The sequence below is a fragment of the Halorubrum sp. DM2 genome, assembly GCF_901686465.1.
GTDB lineage: Archaea > Halobacteriota > Halobacteria > Halobacteriales > Haloferacaceae > Halorubrum.
Genome location: NZ_LR594487.1, coordinates 2,679,773 through 2,696,973, shown reverse-complemented (window position 1 = coordinate 2,696,973; position 17,201 = coordinate 2,679,773). Strand labels below are relative to the sequence as shown.

The 17,201-nt window shown below is 70.5% G+C and carries 16 protein-coding genes and 1 tRNA gene (1 of these 17 cut by a window edge); 9 read left to right on the top strand and 8 right to left on the bottom strand.

The window, feature by feature from the left end; all coding sequences use genetic code 11:
* Positions 1-6: 6 nt before the first annotated feature.
* The 4 genes from QOL69_RS13500 to QOL69_RS13485 form a co-directional block, all read right to left on the bottom strand.
* Complete coding sequence (locus QOL69_RS13500; protein WP_283403578.1) at positions 7-210, bottom strand: hypothetical protein; 204 nt, start codon at positions 208-210, stop codon at positions 7-9.
* A gap of 32 nt (positions 211-242) precedes the next feature.
* Positions 243-1,028, bottom strand: a complete 786-nt coding sequence (locus QOL69_RS13495; protein ID WP_283403577.1) for a metallophosphoesterase — start codon at positions 1,026-1,028, stop codon at positions 243-245.
* Positions 1,025-1,786 (bottom strand): J domain-containing protein, encoded by a 762-nt coding sequence (locus QOL69_RS13490; RefSeq protein ID WP_283403576.1) that lies wholly within the window; start codon positions 1,784-1,786, stop codon positions 1,025-1,027. The genes QOL69_RS13495 and QOL69_RS13490 overlap by 4 nt, the downstream gene beginning before the upstream one ends.
* 107 nt (positions 1,787-1,893) lie before the next feature.
* Positions 1,894-2,151 carry an MTH865 family protein gene (locus QOL69_RS13485; protein WP_048077348.1) on the bottom strand — a complete coding sequence of 86 codons (258 nt, stop codon included), beginning with the start codon at positions 2,149-2,151 and terminating at the stop codon, positions 1,894-1,896.
* Positions 2,152-3,281: 1,130 nt separating this feature from the next.
* Here QOL69_RS13485 and QOL69_RS13480 point away from each other — a divergent pair.
* Positions 3,282-4,340 (top strand): M42 family metallopeptidase, encoded by a 1,059-nt coding sequence (locus tag QOL69_RS13480; protein ID WP_283403575.1) that lies wholly within the window; start codon positions 3,282-3,284, stop codon positions 4,338-4,340.
* Between the two features lie 27 nt (positions 4,341-4,367).
* On the opposite strand, the gene QOL69_RS13475 is transcribed toward QOL69_RS13480, so the two are convergent.
* Positions 4,368-5,669 carry an MFS transporter gene (locus QOL69_RS13475; protein ID WP_048077346.1) on the bottom strand — a complete coding sequence of 434 codons (1,302 nt, stop codon included), beginning with the start codon at positions 5,667-5,669 and terminating at the stop codon, positions 4,368-4,370.
* Positions 5,670-5,889: 220 nt separating this feature from the next.
* Between QOL69_RS13475 and QOL69_RS13470 the strand changes: the two genes are divergently transcribed.
* Positions 5,890-6,930 (top strand): hypothetical protein, encoded by a 1,041-nt coding sequence (locus QOL69_RS13470; RefSeq protein ID WP_283403574.1) that lies wholly within the window; start codon positions 5,890-5,892, stop codon positions 6,928-6,930.
* 38 nt (positions 6,931-6,968) lie between these two features.
* On the opposite strand, the gene purN is transcribed toward QOL69_RS13470, so the two are convergent.
* On the bottom strand, positions 6,969-8,573 hold the full coding sequence (purN, locus tag QOL69_RS13465) for a phosphoribosylglycinamide formyltransferase (protein ID WP_283403573.1): 1,605 nt from the start codon (positions 8,571-8,573) through the stop codon (positions 6,969-6,971).
* 167 nt (positions 8,574-8,740) lie between these two features.
* Here purN and purB point away from each other — a divergent pair, with 167 nt between their 5' ends.
* The 6 genes from purB (at position 8,741) to crtI (ending at position 14,768) form a co-directional block, all read left to right on the top strand.
* A complete protein-coding gene (gene purB, locus QOL69_RS13460; protein WP_283403572.1) occupies positions 8,741-10,240 on the top strand; it encodes an adenylosuccinate lyase in 1,500 nt (499 codons plus the stop codon).
* A gap of 60 nt (positions 10,241-10,300) precedes the next feature.
* On the top strand, positions 10,301-10,636 hold the full coding sequence (locus QOL69_RS13455; RefSeq protein WP_283403571.1) for a zinc ribbon domain-containing protein: 336 nt from the start codon (positions 10,301-10,303) through the stop codon (positions 10,634-10,636).
* A 76-nt stretch (positions 10,637-10,712) separates the two neighbouring features.
* Positions 10,713-11,621, top strand: coding sequence for a sensor domain-containing protein (locus tag QOL69_RS13450; RefSeq protein WP_283403570.1), 909 nt, complete (start codon positions 10,713-10,715; stop codon positions 11,619-11,621).
* Between the two features lie 42 nt (positions 11,622-11,663).
* A complete protein-coding gene (locus QOL69_RS13445; protein WP_283403569.1) occupies positions 11,664-12,326 on the top strand; it encodes a hypothetical protein in 663 nt (220 codons plus the stop codon).
* On the top strand, positions 12,327-13,007 hold the full coding sequence (locus QOL69_RS13440; RefSeq protein ID WP_283403568.1) for a metal-dependent hydrolase: 681 nt from the start codon (positions 12,327-12,329) through the stop codon (positions 13,005-13,007). It abuts the gene before it with no gap.
* A 135-nt stretch (positions 13,008-13,142) separates the two neighbouring features.
* Positions 13,143-14,768, top strand: a complete 1,626-nt coding sequence (crtI, locus tag QOL69_RS13435) for a phytoene desaturase family protein (protein WP_283403567.1) — start codon at positions 13,143-13,145, stop codon at positions 14,766-14,768.
* Positions 14,769-14,871: 103 nt separating this feature from the next.
* Here crtI and QOL69_RS13430 read toward each other — a convergent pair whose 3' ends face one another.
* Complete coding sequence (locus QOL69_RS13430; RefSeq protein WP_283403566.1) at positions 14,872-15,408, bottom strand: PAS domain-containing protein; 537 nt, start codon at positions 15,406-15,408, stop codon at positions 14,872-14,874.
* Positions 15,409-15,543: 135 nt separating this feature from the next.
* Between QOL69_RS13430 and QOL69_RS13425 the strand changes: the two genes are divergently transcribed.
* Positions 15,544-17,106, top strand: a complete 1,563-nt coding sequence (locus tag QOL69_RS13425) for a matrixin family metalloprotease (protein WP_283403565.1) — start codon at positions 15,544-15,546, stop codon at positions 17,104-17,106.
* Between the two features lie 82 nt (positions 17,107-17,188).
* On the opposite strand, the gene QOL69_RS13420 is transcribed toward QOL69_RS13425, so the two are convergent.
* A tRNA-Ala gene (locus QOL69_RS13420) sits at positions 17,189-17,201 on the bottom strand; it runs 129 nt beyond the window's last position.

Here is a 17,201-nt window from a genome sequence, read left to right as displayed (position 1 = left end):
CCGCGGTCAGCGGATCGGTCCGAGACCGCCGAGCCCGCCGCCGGCCCCGCCGGTCGACTCGTCCGCCTCGGGCTCGCCGTGCCCCTCCTTCTCCAACCCGTGTCGGCCAGAGGCGGCCCACTCGTCGCGGTCCCAGCCGCACGCCGGGCACACCCCGTCGTCCCAGTCGAACGGTTCGCCGCAGCCGAGGCAGGCGTTCTCCGTGTTCATAGGTCACAATTGACACGGGCGGGTAAAAGCGTTCACAACAGGTCGCGGAACGCCCCGAGCGGCGGGAACCGGAGCGGCTCCCCGCCGTCGGGGTCGTACACGACGGGCGCGAGGGCGGCCGCGTCGTCGACGAGAGGAGAATCGAGGCCCGCGGTCGCCGCGTCGTTGACCGGGACGCCGGCGGCGAGCCGGGTGAACGCGGGCAACAGCAGCACGTCGGCACCGCGGTACGTCCCGGGACCGCGGAGGAAGCAGGGCCGGCGGTCGCCCTCTATCTCGATCGTCGGGTGGACGTGCCCGATCACGTACCGGTCGGCCGTGACCGACGGCGGTTCGTGGCCGTGACAGATCACGGTGGTGCGCGTTTCAGGTTCGCCCGCACTGGTGCGACTCTCCAACCCGGCCGCGGCGGCCTCCTCGACGACGTACGCCTCCCGGACGGTCCCGCCCCACGCGTCCGCGAGCGCGGTGTCGTGGTTGCCGGCGACGAGTTCGAGGTCCGCCCCTCGATCCGAACACGCCTCGCGGAGCGCCTCCAAGGTCTCGACGGCGCGGTCGGTGACCCGGTCGAACGCGTGAACGACATCGCCTGCGACGACCGCCGTCGCGGGGTCAAACCGGTCGAGGAGCGCGCCGAACCGGTCGCGGAGGTCGCCGCGCTCGCCGAGCGGGAACGAGACGGCGGACGCCTCGGCGCGGCCGACGTGGAGGTCGGCGACGACGAGCGCGTCGGCCGCGGGGAGGTAGACGCCCCGCTCCGCGAACGCGACATCCGGGAACGCGGGTCCGCCTCCGGCGTCGGCGTCCGACCGCGTCACCGTCCGTACCCGGTCGACCGCTCGCGGCGGCGGTCGGCGTCGCCGTCGGCGTGGTTGCGGGCGGTCGCGTACGCCTCGCGGACGCGCCGGAACGACTCCTCGTCGCCGCCTTGGTCCGGGTGAGTCTCCTTGACGCGCTCTCGGTAGGCACCCTTCACCGCGTCGAGGTCGGCGTCGCGGTCGAGACCGAGTTCGTCGAAGGCGTCGCCGACGGGGTCGGCTCGCCCGGGGGAACCGCGCCCGGTCGGTCCGCGTCCGGTCGGTCCGCGCCCGGCCGACCGTCCGGTTCCGAAGCGGTCGCCGCCGAAGCGTCCGGATCGGCCGCCGCCCGAATCCGTCGACTCGCCCGTCGCCCAGTCGGGTTCGTCGACGTCGAACGGAAGCCGGCGGCCGAGCCCGCGGCCCGGCATCTCGTGTTCACAGAGGACCGTGTAGACGCCCTCGCCCTCCAGCCGGAAGTAGTCGTGCGCGTCGAAGGTGATGGCGACGCCGCGCTCGGGGAGATAGAAGGGGACCGAAACGCCGCCGAACGCGTGGTCCTCATCGAAGCGTTCACCGGCCGCGTTCAGGTACGTCCGGATCTCGCGGCGGCGGCGCTCGTCGCCGGCGGCACCACGGCGGCCGGTCGCCGCGGCGCGGGGCGGAGCGAACCGGTCGCCGAGGTAGAACGCGACCGCGACGACTGCGGTGGCGACGCCCCCGAGACCGATCCCCCAGAGGACCCACCGCGGCAGCAGTCCGATGAGATCGGCGGACACACCCGCCGTAACGGCTCCGCGGTAATCAACTTCCCGCCGGCGTCGCGGCTACGAGACTTCGAGTGCCGCGGATCGCCGGCAAAAAAAGTGGTTCCGAACCGACCGACTCAGATCATCCCCTTCGCTTCCAGCCCGTCGAGGATGTCGTCGACGAGTTCCTCGGCGGTGTCGTAGGGGAACTCCTGTTCGCTGCCGAGCTTCGCCGCCATCTCCATGGCGGTGAGGCTCACGTCGCCGGCTTCGAACTTCGTCGCGGGGCCGTCCGGCAGCGCCGGGACGAGGTCCATCTGGTTCTCGACGGGGAAGTCTGCGCCGCCGAACGCCTCTAAGAACTGTTCGCGGAGTTCCGCTCTCACGTCGCTCATACACACTCCATCCCGCGAGCGCCCGCAAAAGGGTTGCGGAACAACGGTAAACTTATTTAGGGTTGTTATCTCGCGACGACGCTCGGAGTACGCGGCGTGGGTGGGCGAAAACGTCGCCGAAGCTCCGTCCGATCAGTTATAAGGGACAAAGAGCGGGTCCACGCTGGCCACCGCCGAATCCCCAGTTGCTCGGCCGTACGTGGCCGTTTCTGAGGCTCTGTCAAAGGAGATGGGTTCTGTGCCCCCAGCGGCCAATACAGGGAGAGGAACGACCGATCTGCGGTGCGGTGGCGCGTGCCTCCGAGCGGTCGCCGAAGGCGACCGTGAGGAGCACCGCGCGAGGGAGTCAGCGGCGACCAGCGGGAGCCGCTGACGAGGCTGGGGAGGTGTGAGGTGGTACGGTGCGGTCGGGTGGGACTCGAAGGGCCAGCCGCGAGGACGCTCCTCGGCGACGTAAGCACCGCAGGAGCGAACGCAGTGAGCGACGAGGAGCGCAACGAGCCGCGGGAGTCCTCGCGGCTGGGGCTTCGGAGGTGTTCACCGCGCTAGCAACGGCTCTGTTTTCATCACCGATAGGGCTCATGAAACACCCGTCCTATAAGCAGCTCTCATCAACTGGCTGTTTCAGACGGAAATATACCTAAAGAATAGGATTTCAACAGAGCCGTTTCTGGTTATAAATCGCAGATCAATACGGACACCACCGAAGCCCCAGTCGCGAGGCGGATGGACGCTCGCTGTGCTCCTCGTCACTCGCGCTGCTCGTTCCTGCGGTGCTTGCGTCGCCTCCATCCGCCTCGCGACTGCCCCTTCGAGTCCCGCCCCGCACAACACCGCGACCGCAGCCTCATGCCTCCCCAGCCTCGTCGACCGGCCTCCGCTTCGCTCCGACCGGTCGACTCCCTCGCGCGTGCTGACTCGCGGTCGCCGAGGGCGACCGCTCGCAGGCACGCGCCACCGCTGATGTTTATAAGTATATTTCGTGGCCGCTTACCGTATTTAAATATCGGAGTATCACCGTAGATCCGAATGACGGGGCCTCGCCGGCGTCGATGATTCGGCTTTCACTAAAGCCAGACGGCCGTGCCGGATCCTGCGGACCTTTGTCGCTGGCGCGGACAGTCACGGACATGGCACACGAGTTCGACTTCGAGTTCGACCTGCTCCGAGAGCTGACCGAGGCCCGCGGCGTCCCGGGCTACGAGGACGACGTCCGCGAGGTCGTCCGGCGCGAGTTCGCCGACAGGGTCGACCGCGTCCGAACCGACGCGATGGGCAACGTCGTCGGGACGATCGAGGGCGACGCGGACTACTCGGTCGCCGTGGCGGCCCACATGGACGAGATCGGGTTCATGGTCCGGCACGTCACCGACGACGGGTTCGTTCAGGTGGACCCCCTCGGCGGCTTCGACGCCCGCGTGCTGCGCGCGCAGCGCGTTACCGTCCACGGCGACGAGGACCTGACCGGCGTCATCGGCTCCGTCCCGCCGCACACGCTCACGGAGGAACAGCAGGAGACGGACGACGAGGTGAAAGACGTCTTCATCGACCTCGGGCGCGACGCCGAGGCGGTCGACGACCTCGTGAGCGTCGGCGACCTCGTCACCCTCGATCAGACCACGACGCGGATGGGAGACCGGATCACGGGCAAGGCGCTCGACGACCGGATCTGCCTGTTCGCGATGCTCGAAGCGGCCGACCGAATCGAGGAGCCCGACGCCACGATCCACTTCGCGGCGACGGTTCAGGAGGAGGTCGGCATTCGGGGGGCGACCGCGCTCGGCGTCGACATCGACCCCGACCTCGCGATCGCCTTAGACGTCACCGTCGCCAACGACGTGCCCCAGATCGGCGACGAGGCCGACGCCGTCACCGAACTCGGCGAGGGCGCGGCCGTCAAGCTGAAGGACTCCTCGGTGATCACCAGCCCGAAGGTCCACGGTCGCCTCACCGACGTGGCTGAAGCGGAGGACATCGACCACCAACACGAGGTGCTGCCCGCGGGCGGCACCGACACGGCCGGGTTCCAGAACACGGCGGGGGCGAAGCCCGTCGGCGCGATCTCGATCCCGACGCGGTACCTCCACACTGTCACCGAAACCGCCGACGGCGGCGACGTGGAGGCGACGATCAACCTTCTGACGGCGTTCTTGGAGTCCGAGACGGGCGAAGACGACTACACCCTCTGAGCCGGAGTTCGCGTCGGACCCCGCGACTCAGTCGTCGCCGGGGACCGCGGGTCCGGGATCCCGGGCGGCGCGGTGGGCGTTCCGCGCCTGCCACGCGAAGCCGGTCGTCGCGAACGCGATGAACGCGGCCGCGAGCAGGAACCCGGTCTCGGTGCTCGTCCCGTCCATCGTGGTGCCGACCAGCACCGGACCGACGACCTGCCCGACCTTCCACGAGACGGACCGCAGGCTCATCGCGCTGGCGACGGAGTCGTACGCCTCCCCCTCGCTGACGAACAGCGACATGCTCGCCGGCAGCCGGATCGAGTCCGCGATCCCCAGAAGCGAGTAGGCCCCGAACAGCGCGAAGAAGGCCCCGCCGAGCGTCTGGGAGTCGCCGAGGTACGAGACGGTGACCGGCGAGACGGTCCCCTCGAAGTACGCGGCGAGGGGGATCGTCGCCGTGCCGACGCCGTACAGGAGCGCGCCGACCGCGACGAACAGGTAGGTGCGCTCGTAGCGGTCGGTGAGGTCGCCGACGAACCCCTGCGTGAGCGCCTTCGTCGCCTTCCCGCCGGCCATGATCCAGCCGATGGCGAACGCGGAGATGCCGAACGACGTCCGCGCGTAGATGGGGAGGAAGATGATCACCGCCATCTTCCCGACGCTGAAGGTGAACCGGAAGAAGACGAGGGCGCGCAGCATTGGGAGTCCGAGAAGCGACCGGAACGTCTCGATCCCGCCCGCGTCCTCGGGGTCCTTCCGGCCGCCGGGGTTGTCGCGGAGGAAGGCGTACACTAAGGCGAAGGCGGCGAGCGTGACGAGCGTCAAGACGAGGTACGTCTCGGAGAAGCCGTAGGCGTACAGCAGGTAGCCGCCGACGAGGTCGCCCGCGAGCGACGAGAAGGAGGCGAACTGGTTGTACGAGCCGAGCCAGCGCCCCCGCTCGTCGTCCGGGCTGATCTCGCCGATCACCGTCGCGCCCGTGATCCAGAGGACGCTCGCGCCGAGCCCCTGGACCATCCGCACGAGGATCACGTGGACCGAGCTGTCGACCAAGGCGAACCCGACGAAGACGGCGACGTTGACCAGAAAGCCGCCGAGCAGCCACCGCTTCGCGTTCCCGGTGTCGACCCACCGGCCGAGCGGGAGGACGATGACGAGTTGGACGACCGCGAAGGCGGTGCCAAAGAGTCCCTCGACGAACCCGGTAGTGCCGAACAGATCCGCGTACAGCGCGAGGGCGATGAGGATCGTCGAGTACGCCTGACTGCGCGCGAACGCGGTCCCGGCGAGCGCCGCGAACTCCCGGTCCCCGAGCAGCCGTACCGAGTTGCCGAACTGCGCCACGGTCGTCTCGGCTCGGCCTCAGTGCGTCCCGAGACAAAAGGCCCGCAGATCCGGCGGTCCGCGTGGGGTTATCGTTTCAATCGAACGAGAGTCGGATCGGACGACGCCGACAGAGAGATTCGCGCGAATAGGGTGCTTTCGGCCGATTCCGGGCGTCAGAAACGGTGATCGCGGATCCAACCACAAAACTGATTTGTCGCGGTCGTGTCCCGAGTTCCGTATGCCCTCCCGCTCTCGTCGCGCCCTCCTCGCGGCAGTCGGTACCGGATTCGCCGGCGGTCTCGCCGGCTGTAGCGCCCGGCTCGGAAACTTGACATCACAGACCGGTCCGAACGAGTTCAGCGTAGGTCCGCTCTACGTCGCCGACGGCGTTCCGCTCCCGGACGGTGCCGACCCGCAGACCGTCGATGACCCCGCGGCCGCACGCGTCGCGCTGTTCCCGTCCGACGGGTTCGACCGACTGGAGCCGGGGACTGCGCTTCGGGAGTCGACTCCGGTGGTGGTCGTCGGCCGCAACGCACAGGTGCTTCCCATGGACCTCTGTGCGGCCGACGGTCGGCCGTACGGCTTCGCCAGCGACGGTTGGGGGTCAGATACGCGCGTCGCGGCCGCCGTCCCGTCCGAAGACGGGCTGGTCACGCACGTGTTCGAGGGGATCGAGGTCCCGGGCGGCCTCGCCGGAGCGGTCGACACCGTGCTGAATCCGCCGCGAACCGCGTGCGCGGTCGACGCGGAGCTGTCGGACCGCCCGCCCGGGTTCGACGAGGAGGCGAGGACGCTCGGCCCCTCGTACGTCCACGGTCGCAACGACGTGGCCGCATTCACCCGTCGGGACGCGGTTCGAGTTGTCAGCGACGCGGACGGGACCCACGTCGAACTCGAACTGCGGGGGACGATACGCGGCGGCGACGGGGCGTACGACGCCGATCAGGTGCGGCTCGTGGCCTCGTTTGACGACCGCTTGCGCGCGACCGCCCCGCCGGCGAGCGAGACCGGAGGGCTGGCGGTCCGGCGTGTTGCGGAGGAGACCGGCGACACCGTCGACCATCGATTCACGCAGGCGGGCGACGGGGTGCGTCCGGAGTTCACTGCCTGTCAGCGCTCGCTCGTGACGGCGGCGGAGACGCCCGATCCGTTCTCGTACGTGGGCAACGCCCGGTTCCGGTGGCGGGATCAGCGGCTCATCCGCGAGGACGACCTGTGGCACCACCACACCCCGGGTCAGGGGGTGTGGTATCCCGACGGCGGCCGGTCGGTGTAAACCGCCGCCGGCGAGGTCGACGGACGCGACAGCGCCCGTCAGTCGTGCCGGAAGCAACGCGTCCCGGTGAACGCCATCGCCATGTCGCGCTCGTCGGCGGCGGCGATCACGTCCTCGTCGTTGACGGAGCCGCCGGGCTGGATCACGGCCTCGATCCCCGCGTCGGCCGCCTCCTCGATCGCGTCCGGGAACGGGAAGAAGGCGTCCGAGGCCATCACCGCGCCCTCGGCGGACTTGCCCTCCGCGTCCTTCTCGGCTTTCATCGCCGCGAGCGTGACGGCGTCGACCCGCGAGACCTGTCCCATCCCGACGCCGACCGTCTCGGTGCCGGTCGCGAAGAGGATGCCGTTCGATTTCACGTGCTTGAGGGTCTGCCACGCGAACAGCATCGTCTCGACCTGCTCGTCGGTCGGCTCGCGCTCGGTGACGACCTCCAAGTCCTCTGCGGTCGGCGACTGTCGGTCGCGCGCCTGAACGAGGCGGCCGCCGACGATCGGTTTCTCGGTGAACCGCTCCGAGAACCGGTCGTCGCCCTCGCCGAGCGGGCCCACGTCGAGGACGCGGAGGTTCTTCTTCTCCGTGAGGACGTCGAGCGCGCTGTCGGTGTAGCCGGGCGCGACGACGACCTCCTTGAACGAGTCGGCGACCGCGGTCGCGGTGTCGGCGTCGCACTCGCAGTTCAGCGCGACGATGCCGCCGAACGCCGACTTCGCGTCGGTTCGCAGCGCGCGGTCGTACGCGTCCGCGAGGTCGTCTCCGACCGCACAGCCCGCGGGGTTAGTGTGTTTGATCACCGCGGCCGCGGGGTCGTCGAACTCCTTCACGAGGTCCAGCGCGGCGTCGGCGTCGTTGTAGTTGTTGTACCCCATGCCCTTCGCACCGGGGTTCAGCTGGTCGGCGTCGACGACGCTCGCCTCCTCGCAGCCGTCGTCGACGTACAAGGCGGCGTCCTGATGCGGGTTCTCGCCGTACCGGAGCGTGGCGGTCCGCTCCTCGGAGACGAACCGCCGCTCGGGGAAGTCGCCGCCCACGTCGCCCTCGACCGCGACATCGACCGGGCTACCGTCCGCGTCGCGCTCGACGGTCACGCGGTCCTCGGCGAACCACCGGACCGCCCGCGGGTACGCAGTGAACTCGGCCTCGCGGAGGACGCGCGCCTTCAGCGAGTCGGCGTCGTCGTCCTCGTAGACGGGGATCGGCTCCTGCGTGACGACCGGGCCGGCGTCGACCTCCTCGGTGACGACGTGGACCGTACAGCCGGTCGTTCGAACGCCGGCGGCCAGCACCTGCTCGTGGGCGTCGGTGCCGGGGAACGACGGGAGCAGCGAGGGGTGGACGTTCAGCGTCGTCGGGACCGCGTCGAGGAACTCGTCGGTCAGCACGCGCATGTAGCCGTCCAGACAGACCAGATCGAAGTCGTAGTCGGAGAGACGTTCGACGATCCGGCGCTCGTGTGCCTCCCGCGACTCCCCCTCGTCGCGCTCGACGACCTCGGTCGGGACGCGGCGCTCCGTCGCGGCCTCCAGAACGGGTGCCTGCTCGCGGTTCGTCAGGACGACCGACAGCTCCGCGCCGCCGGGCGCGGCGTCGGCGATGTGTCTGAGGTTCCGTCCCCGGTTGCTCGCGAGTCCGGCGATCTTCATGTGTGAGGGTCCGACCGATCGGGTATATCGATTGCGGTCCGCGCCGGTCTAATAGGCACGATTGCGGATCGAGACGGGGGTTCGACGCGTCGAGAACGCGAGACGGATCCACGTCCGTGGTTCGTCCCATCGACACGCTTTTGCTGGCTCCGGCGGCAGTCGCGACCATGACCGACGATGCCGACGAGGACGCCGGCGACGCGATAGCCGGACTGGACCGATCGGACCCGCTCGCGGCCGTCTCGCCGCTCGACGGGCGATACGCCGGCCGGACGGCACCGCTGTCGCCGTACGCGAGCGAGGCCGCGCTGATGCGCGCCCGGACCCGCGTCGAGGTCGAGTACCTGCTCGCGCTCGCGGAACTGGACGCGACGCCGATCGGGTTCGACGAGGCGACCGAAACGGCGCTCCGAGGCGTCTACGAGGACTTTTCGGCCGAGGACGCGCGGCTGATAAAGCGGCTGGAGACCGAGGGGGCCGCAGGGTACGACGCGACCAACCACGACGTGAAGGCGGTCGAGTACTTCCTCCGCGTCCGGCTGGCGGAGCTCGCGGGCGGGGGCGACTCGGCGCTCGACGACGCCGACGGCTCCCCGCTCGACGACGCGGAGTCGCTGTACCCGTGGATCCACTTCGGACTGACGAGCGAGGACGTGAACAACCTCGCGCACCGGCTCCTCGTCAAGCCCGCGGTGGGAGACGTGATCGTCCCCGCGGTCCGCGAGGTGCGCGACGCCTTGGTCGAGTTGGCACAGGAGTACCGCGACGCGCCGATGCTGGCCCGCACCCACGGCCAGCCGGCGACGCCGACCACGTTCGGCAAGGAGATGGCGGTGTACGCCGCCCGGCTCGGCCGCGCGCTGGGCCGGGTCGTCGTCGTGAACGAGGACCTCTCCGGGAAGCTCGCGGGCGCGTCGGGCACCTTCGCGGCGCACCGGGCCGCCTACCCCGACGTCGACTGGCGGGGATTCTCGGAGTCGTTCGTGCGCGGACTCGACCTCGAACACACCGCGCTCGCGACGCAGGTGAACCCCTGCGACGACCTTGCGGCGCTGTTCGACGCGCTGCGCGGCGTCAACAACGTCCTCCTCGATCTGGACCTCGACGCGTGGCTGTACGTCTCCGACCGCTACCTCGGACAGGAGGCCGTCGAGGGCGAGACGGGCTCGTCGACGATGCCTCACAAGGTGAACCCGATCGACTTCGAGAACAGCGAGGGGAACCTCTCGAAGGCGAACGGCGACCTCACGTTCCTCGCCGACTACGTGACGAGCTCCCGGCTCCAGCGCGACCTCTCGGACTCGACGGTCAAGCGCAACGTCGGCGCGGCGCTGGCGCACTGTCTCATCGGCTACTCGAAGGCCGCCGACGGACTCGGCAAGGTCGTCCCGAACGAGACCGTCATGCGCGAGGAGCTGGACGCGACCCCCGAGGTGATCGGCGAGGCGGTCCAGACGATCCTGCGGCGCGAGGGCGACACCGAGGCGTACGAGCGCGTGAAGGCCCTCTCCCGGGGTCGGTCGGTGACGCTCGACGACTTCCGCGAGCTGTTCGACGACCTCGACGTCGACGACGCGGTCCGCGCGGAGCTGAAGGCGCTGACGCCCGCCGGCTACACCGGCTTCGCCGACGAGCTCGTCGACGAGATCGACGGGGGCGACGAGTAGGGCAGACCCCGAGACGAGACGCCACAAGAGGTTTGTCCCTCGGCGCGAGAGACGCGATCGATGCCCTCCCAGAACGACGAGACGGAGTACTCCGTCTTCGACGACGACGAGCGCGACGACCGCCACGACGGACGAGACGGGTCCGCCGAGCGAGGCCGCGACGCCCAGACCGACGACCGTCCGGCCTCGCTCGGCGGCGACGGCGAGGACGGCTGTCCGAAGTGCGGCGGGATCGAGACCGAGACCGACGAGATCGCCACCAGCGGCACGGGACTCACCAAGATGTTCGACGTCCAGAACCGCAGGTTCCTCGTGGTCTCGTGTGCGGACTGCGGCTACTCCGAGCTGTACAAGGGGCAGTCGTCCGGGGACGCGATCGACTTCTTCCTCGGGTAAGCAGGGACCGAGATTCCCCGGAGAACCGCGCGACGCGGAGCGACCGATTTTTGTCGGAGAACGAACCAGTCGTGGTATGGTCTCCCTCCGACCGCTCGCAGCCCTCCCGGTCGTCGGCGTCCTCGCCGACGGCCGCACGTATCGCCACCTGCTGTACCTGCTAGTCGCGCTCCCGCTCGCCTTCGTCTACTCGGGCGTGTTCTCGTTCGGGCTCGCCTTCGGGCTCCTCCTCACGCCGGTGCTCGTCGGCCTCGTCGTGCTGCTCGTGACCCTGATCGCCACGCGGCTGTTCGCCGCGTTCGAACGCTGGCTCGCCGACGCGCTGCTCGGGACCGACCTCGCGAAGCCGGACGACATCGCCGACGCCGACGGCGCGCTCGGCGGCGCGAGGAAGTACGTGGACGCCGCCTCGACGTGGCGGGGACTCGGGTTCCTCATGGCGAAGTTCTGGGTCGCCCTGTTCGGGTTCGTCCCGCTGCTCCTAATCGCCCGCGGGCTCCCGCTCGTCACCGCGCCGCTCCGGTACCCCCTCGTGGTCGAGTTCGGCGAGGTCAACGGCGAGCCGGCGACGTGGGCGATCGGGACGCAGCCGGAGGCGCTGGCGGCGGTCCCGCTGGGAATCGCCGCCGTCCTCGTCGGCCTCCACCTCGCCAACGCCGCCGGGTACGCCGCCCGCCGGATGGCGGTCGCCCTGCTCGACGGGCCGACCGGGGGCGGCGTCGACCGCGAGAGCGAGGGCGAGCGCGTGACCGTCGACCGCGAACGCGGAGTCTCCGGTGCCGGCGGCAACGTCGCCCGCGGGACCGACGGCGACGTCGACGGCGTCGAGATCGATGACGACGCCGACCGCGAGATCGACGACCACGACGACCGTGAAATCGGCGACCGTGAAACCGACGCCGACCGAGGCAAAGAGCCGACGGCCGGCGAGTTCGAGTTCGTCGAGGATCGCGACGACGCGGACGACTCCGGCGACCGGACCTGACCCGCCCGGAGCGCTTATTCGCCTCCGAGCGTCAGGACGAGTATGGCACCGACGCTCGTGACCGCGGCCGTGGGGGCGCTGCTCGCGGCCGCGCTGCTGGGCTTCGCGTTCGACCGGCGCGCGGTCGCGGTGGTCGTCGGGGCCGCACTCTGCCCCGGTCTCGACGCGGTCGCGAGCCTCGTCGTCCCGGGCGCGACGAACGCCCTCCTCCACGCCGTCTGGCTCCCCCTGCTCGCGGGCGGCCTGCTGTACTGGGACACGACCCTGCGCGGGGAGTCCGCGCTTCGCGAGCGGGGCGGGCGGCGCGCGGTGCGGACCGGATGGGTCGCGCTCGCCGCGTTCGTCGTCGGAGGGGTCGGCTCGGCGCTGTTCGCCGGCGAGGGCGCGGCCCTCCTGTACCCGCTGGAGGACGCGCGCTACGTCCTCCGGGGGCGGCTCGTGTTCTCGACGCAGGAGGGACTCGTCCAGACGTTCCTGACGCTCGGCGCGGAGGGGCCGGGGATCCTCCCGATCCAGAGCGTCGCCGGAGGGGTCGCCGACCCGGTCGCCTCGTGGGTCAACCACGACGGCCGCCCCGGACTCGGTCCCAGCGCCGACCGCGAGTTCCGGGTCGTCGAGAGCGGGTGGCAGCTGGTCGTCGTCGCCGCGGCGGCCGCGACGCTCGCGGTTCGGGCCGGCTCGGAGAGACTGGGGGTGCGCCGCTGAATGCCGTCGACGATAGTCCACGCCGGGTTCGCGCTCCTGCTCGCGGCCGCGCTGCTCGACGACCGCCTCCTCGACCGGCGGGCGCTCGCGGTCCTGCTCGTCGTCGTCGTGATCCCCGAGGCGGACAGCTTCCTCGGGTTCGTCATGTCCGGCGCGCATCGAACGATCGGCCACACCTTCGTGATCCCGGCGGTCGCCGCGCTGGCGCTGTACTACGACACCCGCGTCCGGGAGGCGTCGGCGGTCCGCGAGCGACTCTCGGACCGGTGGATCGCGGTCGCGTGGGTCGCGCTCTTCGTCCACGTCTTCGCCCACGTCGCGCTCGACTGGACGCACCTCGACGGCGTGAACGCGTTCTGGCCGCTCCGCGACCGCTTCTTCCACCTCGACGGGGAGATCCTCTACTCGACGGCCGACGGGTTCGTCCAGACGTTCGTCGACATTCGGATCGACCCCGAGACGGGAACGCGGACCGTCGACGCGGGCGGCGGCGGCACCAGCGAGACGGTCCACGTCAGCAACCCCGTCGAGCCGCGCGACCCCGACCTCGACGTCGAGGAGCCGGTCGACCGGCGGTTCCCGGTCGCGAACACCGGCTGGCGGCTCTACCTGATCGGGATCGGGCTGTTCGCGCTCGGCGCGCGGCGGCTTCAGGGGGACGGCGAGCCGACCGAGAAGTGACCGGTCCGTGGGGGTCGGGCGACGGGATGAGAGGTGGCTGCGAGCGCCGGAGGACGGGCATGAGAGAGGGCGGCGACGCACCCCCGACATGGTATGACCGCAGGATAAACCCCTTCGGAGCCGTAGCCTCTCTCGATGACCACCCAACCGGACCCGGACCTGTCGGACGCGGACGAGCCGCTCGCCGGGGAGTCGATCGCGGTCGTCGGTGCCGGCTTCGGCGGGCTCTCGGCGGCCGCCTACCTCGCCGACGCGGGGGCGGACGTGACGATATTCGAGCGGAACGAACACCCCGGCGGGTACGCCGGGCGGATCGAGCGCGACGGGTTCCGGATCGACACCGGCCCGTCGTGGTACCTCATGCCGGAGGTGTTCGACCGGTTCTTCGAACACTTCGGGCGGTCGACGGACGAGTACTACGACCTGATCGAACTGGACCCGCTGTACGACGTGGTCTGGAAGGACGGCGACCGCGCGTCGATGCCGGCCGACCGCGCCGGACAGAAGGCGCTGTTCGAATCGTACGAGTCGGGCGCGGGAGAGATCTTGGACGACTACCTCGCGGACGCCGCGGAGGCGTACGAGCTTGGGATGGACCGGTTCGTCTACCCGAGCCGGTCGCGGCTGCGGGACATGGTCGACGCCGACGTGTTCCGGTCGGGCCGCGCGCTCCCGAAGCTCCGCGAGATGGACGAGTACGTCGGCGGCTACTTCGACAACGAGAAGCTCCGCCAGATCGCGGAGTACAAGCTCGTCTTCCTCGGCGGCTCGCCGTACAACACGCCCGCGATCTACACGCTGATGAGCCACGTCGACATGAATCTCGGCGTCTACCACCCGACCGGCGGGATCGCGAGCGTCGTCGACGCGATGGCGGACCTCTCGCGCGAACTCGGCGTCGAGATCCGGACGAACGAGCCGGTGACCGCGATCGAGCCGTCGGTCCCGGCGTCGACGCCGACGTTCGCCGTGGAGACGGAGCGGCGCGGGAACGGGAAGACGGAGCGGCGCGGGAACGGGAGCGCCGCCGCGGGGGCGGGTTCGAGCGGCCGGTTCGACCGCGTCGTGGCGAACGCGCCCCCGCCGCACGTCGAGCGAGACCTCCTCCCCGCGGGGACGGTCGACCGCGAGTCGTACTGGGAGTCCCGGACGTATGCCCCCTCCGCGTACCTCTCGTACATCGGGGTCGAGGGCGACGTCGACTTGGAGCACCACACGCTCGTGTTCCCGACCGACTGGCGGCCCCACTTCGCCGACATCTTCGACGAGCCGGGGTGGCCGGACGACCCCGCCTACTACGTCCACGTCCCGTCGAAGACGGACCCGGAGGCGGCCCCGGACGGCCACGAGGCCGTCTTCCTGCTCGTCCCGCTGGCGGCAGGACTGGAGGACGACCCGGAGACCCGCGAGCGGTTCCGCGAGCTGGTGTTCGACGACCTGGCCGAGCACGCCGGCGTCGACTTCCGCGACCGAATCGTCTTCGAGGAGACCGCCTGCGTCTCCGACTTCCGGCAGCGGTTCAACGCCCCCCGCGGCACGGCGCTGGCGCTGTCGCACACGCTCGAACAGACGGGGCCGCTCCGCCCCGCGCACCGTGCGCCCGGCGTGGACGGCCTCTACTACGTCGGGGCGTACACCAACCCCGGCATCGGGATGCCGATGTGCCTGCTCAGCGGCGAACACGTCGCCGAGGCGGTCGTCGAGGACGCGACCGGCAGCGGCGTGTTCCCGTCGGTCGTGCCGACCTCGACGCTGCGGTGAGATTGCGGGCCGATCGACTCTCGGAGCGGTCGATTCCCGGGGCGATCGGTTCCCGGAACGGCCGCCGTCTCACCCGGAACCTCCTTCCGGACTCGCCGTCGCCTCACTCGGAGCCGTCTTCCGACCGGTCGATCGGTTCCGGTTCCTGTGCGGCGATCCAGTGCGTGATCGTCCCCGCGTCGCCGGACAGCGGCCGCAGCGAGACGCGGTTCGCGAACGGGGTGCCGTCGCGGCGTCGATTTCTGAGTTCGACGGTGACCGCCGACCACGTCGACAGCGCCTCGCGGAAGTCCGCGCGAGCGTCGGGGTCGGGATTCGGTCCCTGAAACAGCCGCGGGTTTCGCCCCCGGAGGTCGTCGAGCGCGTAGCCGGTCCACTCGCGGAACCAGCGGTTGACGTAGACGATGGGCGTGTCGCGGTACGCCGGCCCGGTGAGCGTGAGACCGATCGGGAGGTCGTCGAACGCCCGGACGCGGTCGACGAGGACCGCCTCTCGCTCCGACCGGTCGTCGGGGTGATCGGAGTGTGAGGGCGGGGACGCGAGGGCAAGTCCGTGCTCGTCGAGCAGCGCCGAGAACCGAGATCGGAAGGCACCGCGGTCGGCGTCGATCGCCGCGAGAACGTCGCGTCGAAGCGTCACGTTCGGGTTACGGGACACGACAACAAGGCGGTGTCGCTCCGAAGCGACCCGTTCCGGCGTCCGACTTCAGTCAGTCACGTGACCGACGGCTGAAACGAATGTTATCCGTGCCCGTCTCCGAGAGGTGGACGACAGATGCGCCGCACCACCGTCGTCCTCGCGCTCGCCGTGCTCGTCGCGCTCGCCGGCTGCGGCGGGCTGGGGAGCGACACCGCCGGAGCGCCGTCGCCGTCGATCGAGTCCGTCTCCGCGCCGGAGTCACTCGGTCACGACGAGCGCGGGACGGTCGAGGCGACCGTGCGGTGGGAGGGTCTCACGGGCGACGGTTCCGCGGGCGACGTTTCTACGGGCGGCGACGGATCCGCGGGCGAGGACGAGTCGGCGGGCGAGGACAGAGCGAACGCGACGCTCGACCCGGTGCGGGTTACGGTCCGGGTGGGCGACCGGACGCTGCGCGACGAGAACCGGTCCGTGCCGGCGAACGGGTCGATGACCGTGACGGCCGCGATCGACGCCGCGACGCTGGACCCGGGCGACCACGAGATCGCGGTGACGGTCGGCGAGGCGAGCGCGACCCGCCGGATCACGATCGAGGAGGCGCGGGCGGCGACGTTCGCCGTCTCGGAGATCGAGGCCCCGGAGAGCGTGGCGTACGGCGAGGATCTGACCGTCGCCGCGACCGTGACCAACGGCGGCGACGTGGCGGGCACCCAGACGGTCAGCGTCCGGTACGGGAGCGGGGCGACCGCGAACCGGACGGTCGCGCTCGACGGCGGCACGGAGACGCGGCTGTCCGTCACGTTCGCCGACGTGCGGCTGGACGGGGGGTCCCACCGGGTGGTCGTCGCGACCGCGAACCGGACGCGGGAGCGGGCCGTGACGCTGACTCACCCGAGTCCGTACGGGAAGACGACCCTCCGGCTCTACGTCGATGACGAGGCGGTCGACCGCAACGTCTCCGGCGTCGTCGCGGCCGCGACGGGCTACTGGGAGCGCACCGACGAGCGCTACCTCGGCTACCCGGTCACCTACGAGCGCGTGAGCGACGAGGAGCGGGCGGACGTAATCCTGCGGTTCGACCGCGTGGAGCGGTGCGGCGTCGAGGACGGCGACGCGCGCTACTTCGGCTGCGCGGACCTCCTCGTCGACGAGTCCCGGACGCCGATGACCGCGACCGTCGAGCCGAACATCTCGGACGCGGAGATGAACGCGACGATCATCCACGAACTCGGCCACGTCCAGGGCCTCGAACACGGCGAGGAGCCCGCCGACCTGATGGCCCCGACCAGCAACCTCACGACCCATCGGCCGGTGAAGGTCCACCTCCGCGCCGAGAGCGGCGACGTTCCGCGGCGCGTCGAGGACGAGGTCGCGGCGGGACTCGACTACTTCGCGGACAGCGAGGATATCGTCGGGAGCGACGGGTTCGCGTGGGAGTTCGTCGACAGCGCGCGCGAGGCGCACGTCCAGATCACCTACGACGACCGCGGGAACATCTGCTTCGCCGACGGCGGCGGCGGGTCCTGTACGGTTGAGGGCGAATACTACGGGCAGCAGGACGTGCGACTGGAGGAGATAGACGACGAGGTCGTCGCGTGGCACGTCGGCGCGTCGTTCGCCCCGGTGCTCTTGGAGGAGGTGCCCCCGGAGCTCATGCGCGACGCGGACCGACGGGAGCGGGAGGAGTGGCCGGAGTAGGGTGGAACGGGCAGCGAGGGGGACTCGGTGCGTGCGGCACTCGATTGGCGCGGTTCCGAGGCTCGCTTGCGGCGCAAAAACACGGACTCGCGGGG

Coding starts and splice junctions, on each gene's coding strand:
- QOL69_RS13500 (WP_283403578.1), bottom strand. CDS start 210: ATGAACACGGAGAACGCCTGCCTCGGCTGCGGCGAACCGTTCGACTGG.
- QOL69_RS13485 (WP_048077348.1), bottom strand. CDS start 2,151: ATGAGCGACGTGAGAGCGGAACTCCGCGAACAGTTCTTAGAGGCGTTC.
- QOL69_RS13480 (WP_283403575.1), top strand. CDS start 3,282: ATGGCACACGAGTTCGACTTCGAGTTCGACCTGCTCCGAGAGCTGACC.
- QOL69_RS13470 (WP_283403574.1), top strand. CDS start 5,890: ATGCCCTCCCGCTCTCGTCGCGCCCTCCTCGCGGCAGTCGGTACCGGA.
- purN (WP_283403573.1), bottom strand. CDS start 8,573: ATGAAGATCGCCGGACTCGCGAGCAACCGGGGACGGAACCTCAGACAC.
- purB (WP_283403572.1), top strand. CDS start 8,741: ATGACCGACGATGCCGACGAGGACGCCGGCGACGCGATAGCCGGACTG.
- QOL69_RS13455 (WP_283403571.1), top strand. CDS start 10,301: ATGCCCTCCCAGAACGACGAGACGGAGTACTCCGTCTTCGACGACGAC.
- QOL69_RS13450 (WP_283403570.1), top strand. CDS start 10,713: ATGGTCTCCCTCCGACCGCTCGCAGCCCTCCCGGTCGTCGGCGTCCTC.
- QOL69_RS13445 (WP_283403569.1), top strand. CDS start 11,664: ATGGCACCGACGCTCGTGACCGCGGCCGTGGGGGCGCTGCTCGCGGCC.
- QOL69_RS13440 (WP_283403568.1), top strand. CDS start 12,327: ATGCCGTCGACGATAGTCCACGCCGGGTTCGCGCTCCTGCTCGCGGCC.
- crtI (WP_283403567.1), top strand. CDS start 13,143: ATGACCACCCAACCGGACCCGGACCTGTCGGACGCGGACGAGCCGCTC.
- QOL69_RS13425 (WP_283403565.1), top strand. CDS start 15,544: ATGCGCCGCACCACCGTCGTCCTCGCGCTCGCCGTGCTCGTCGCGCTC.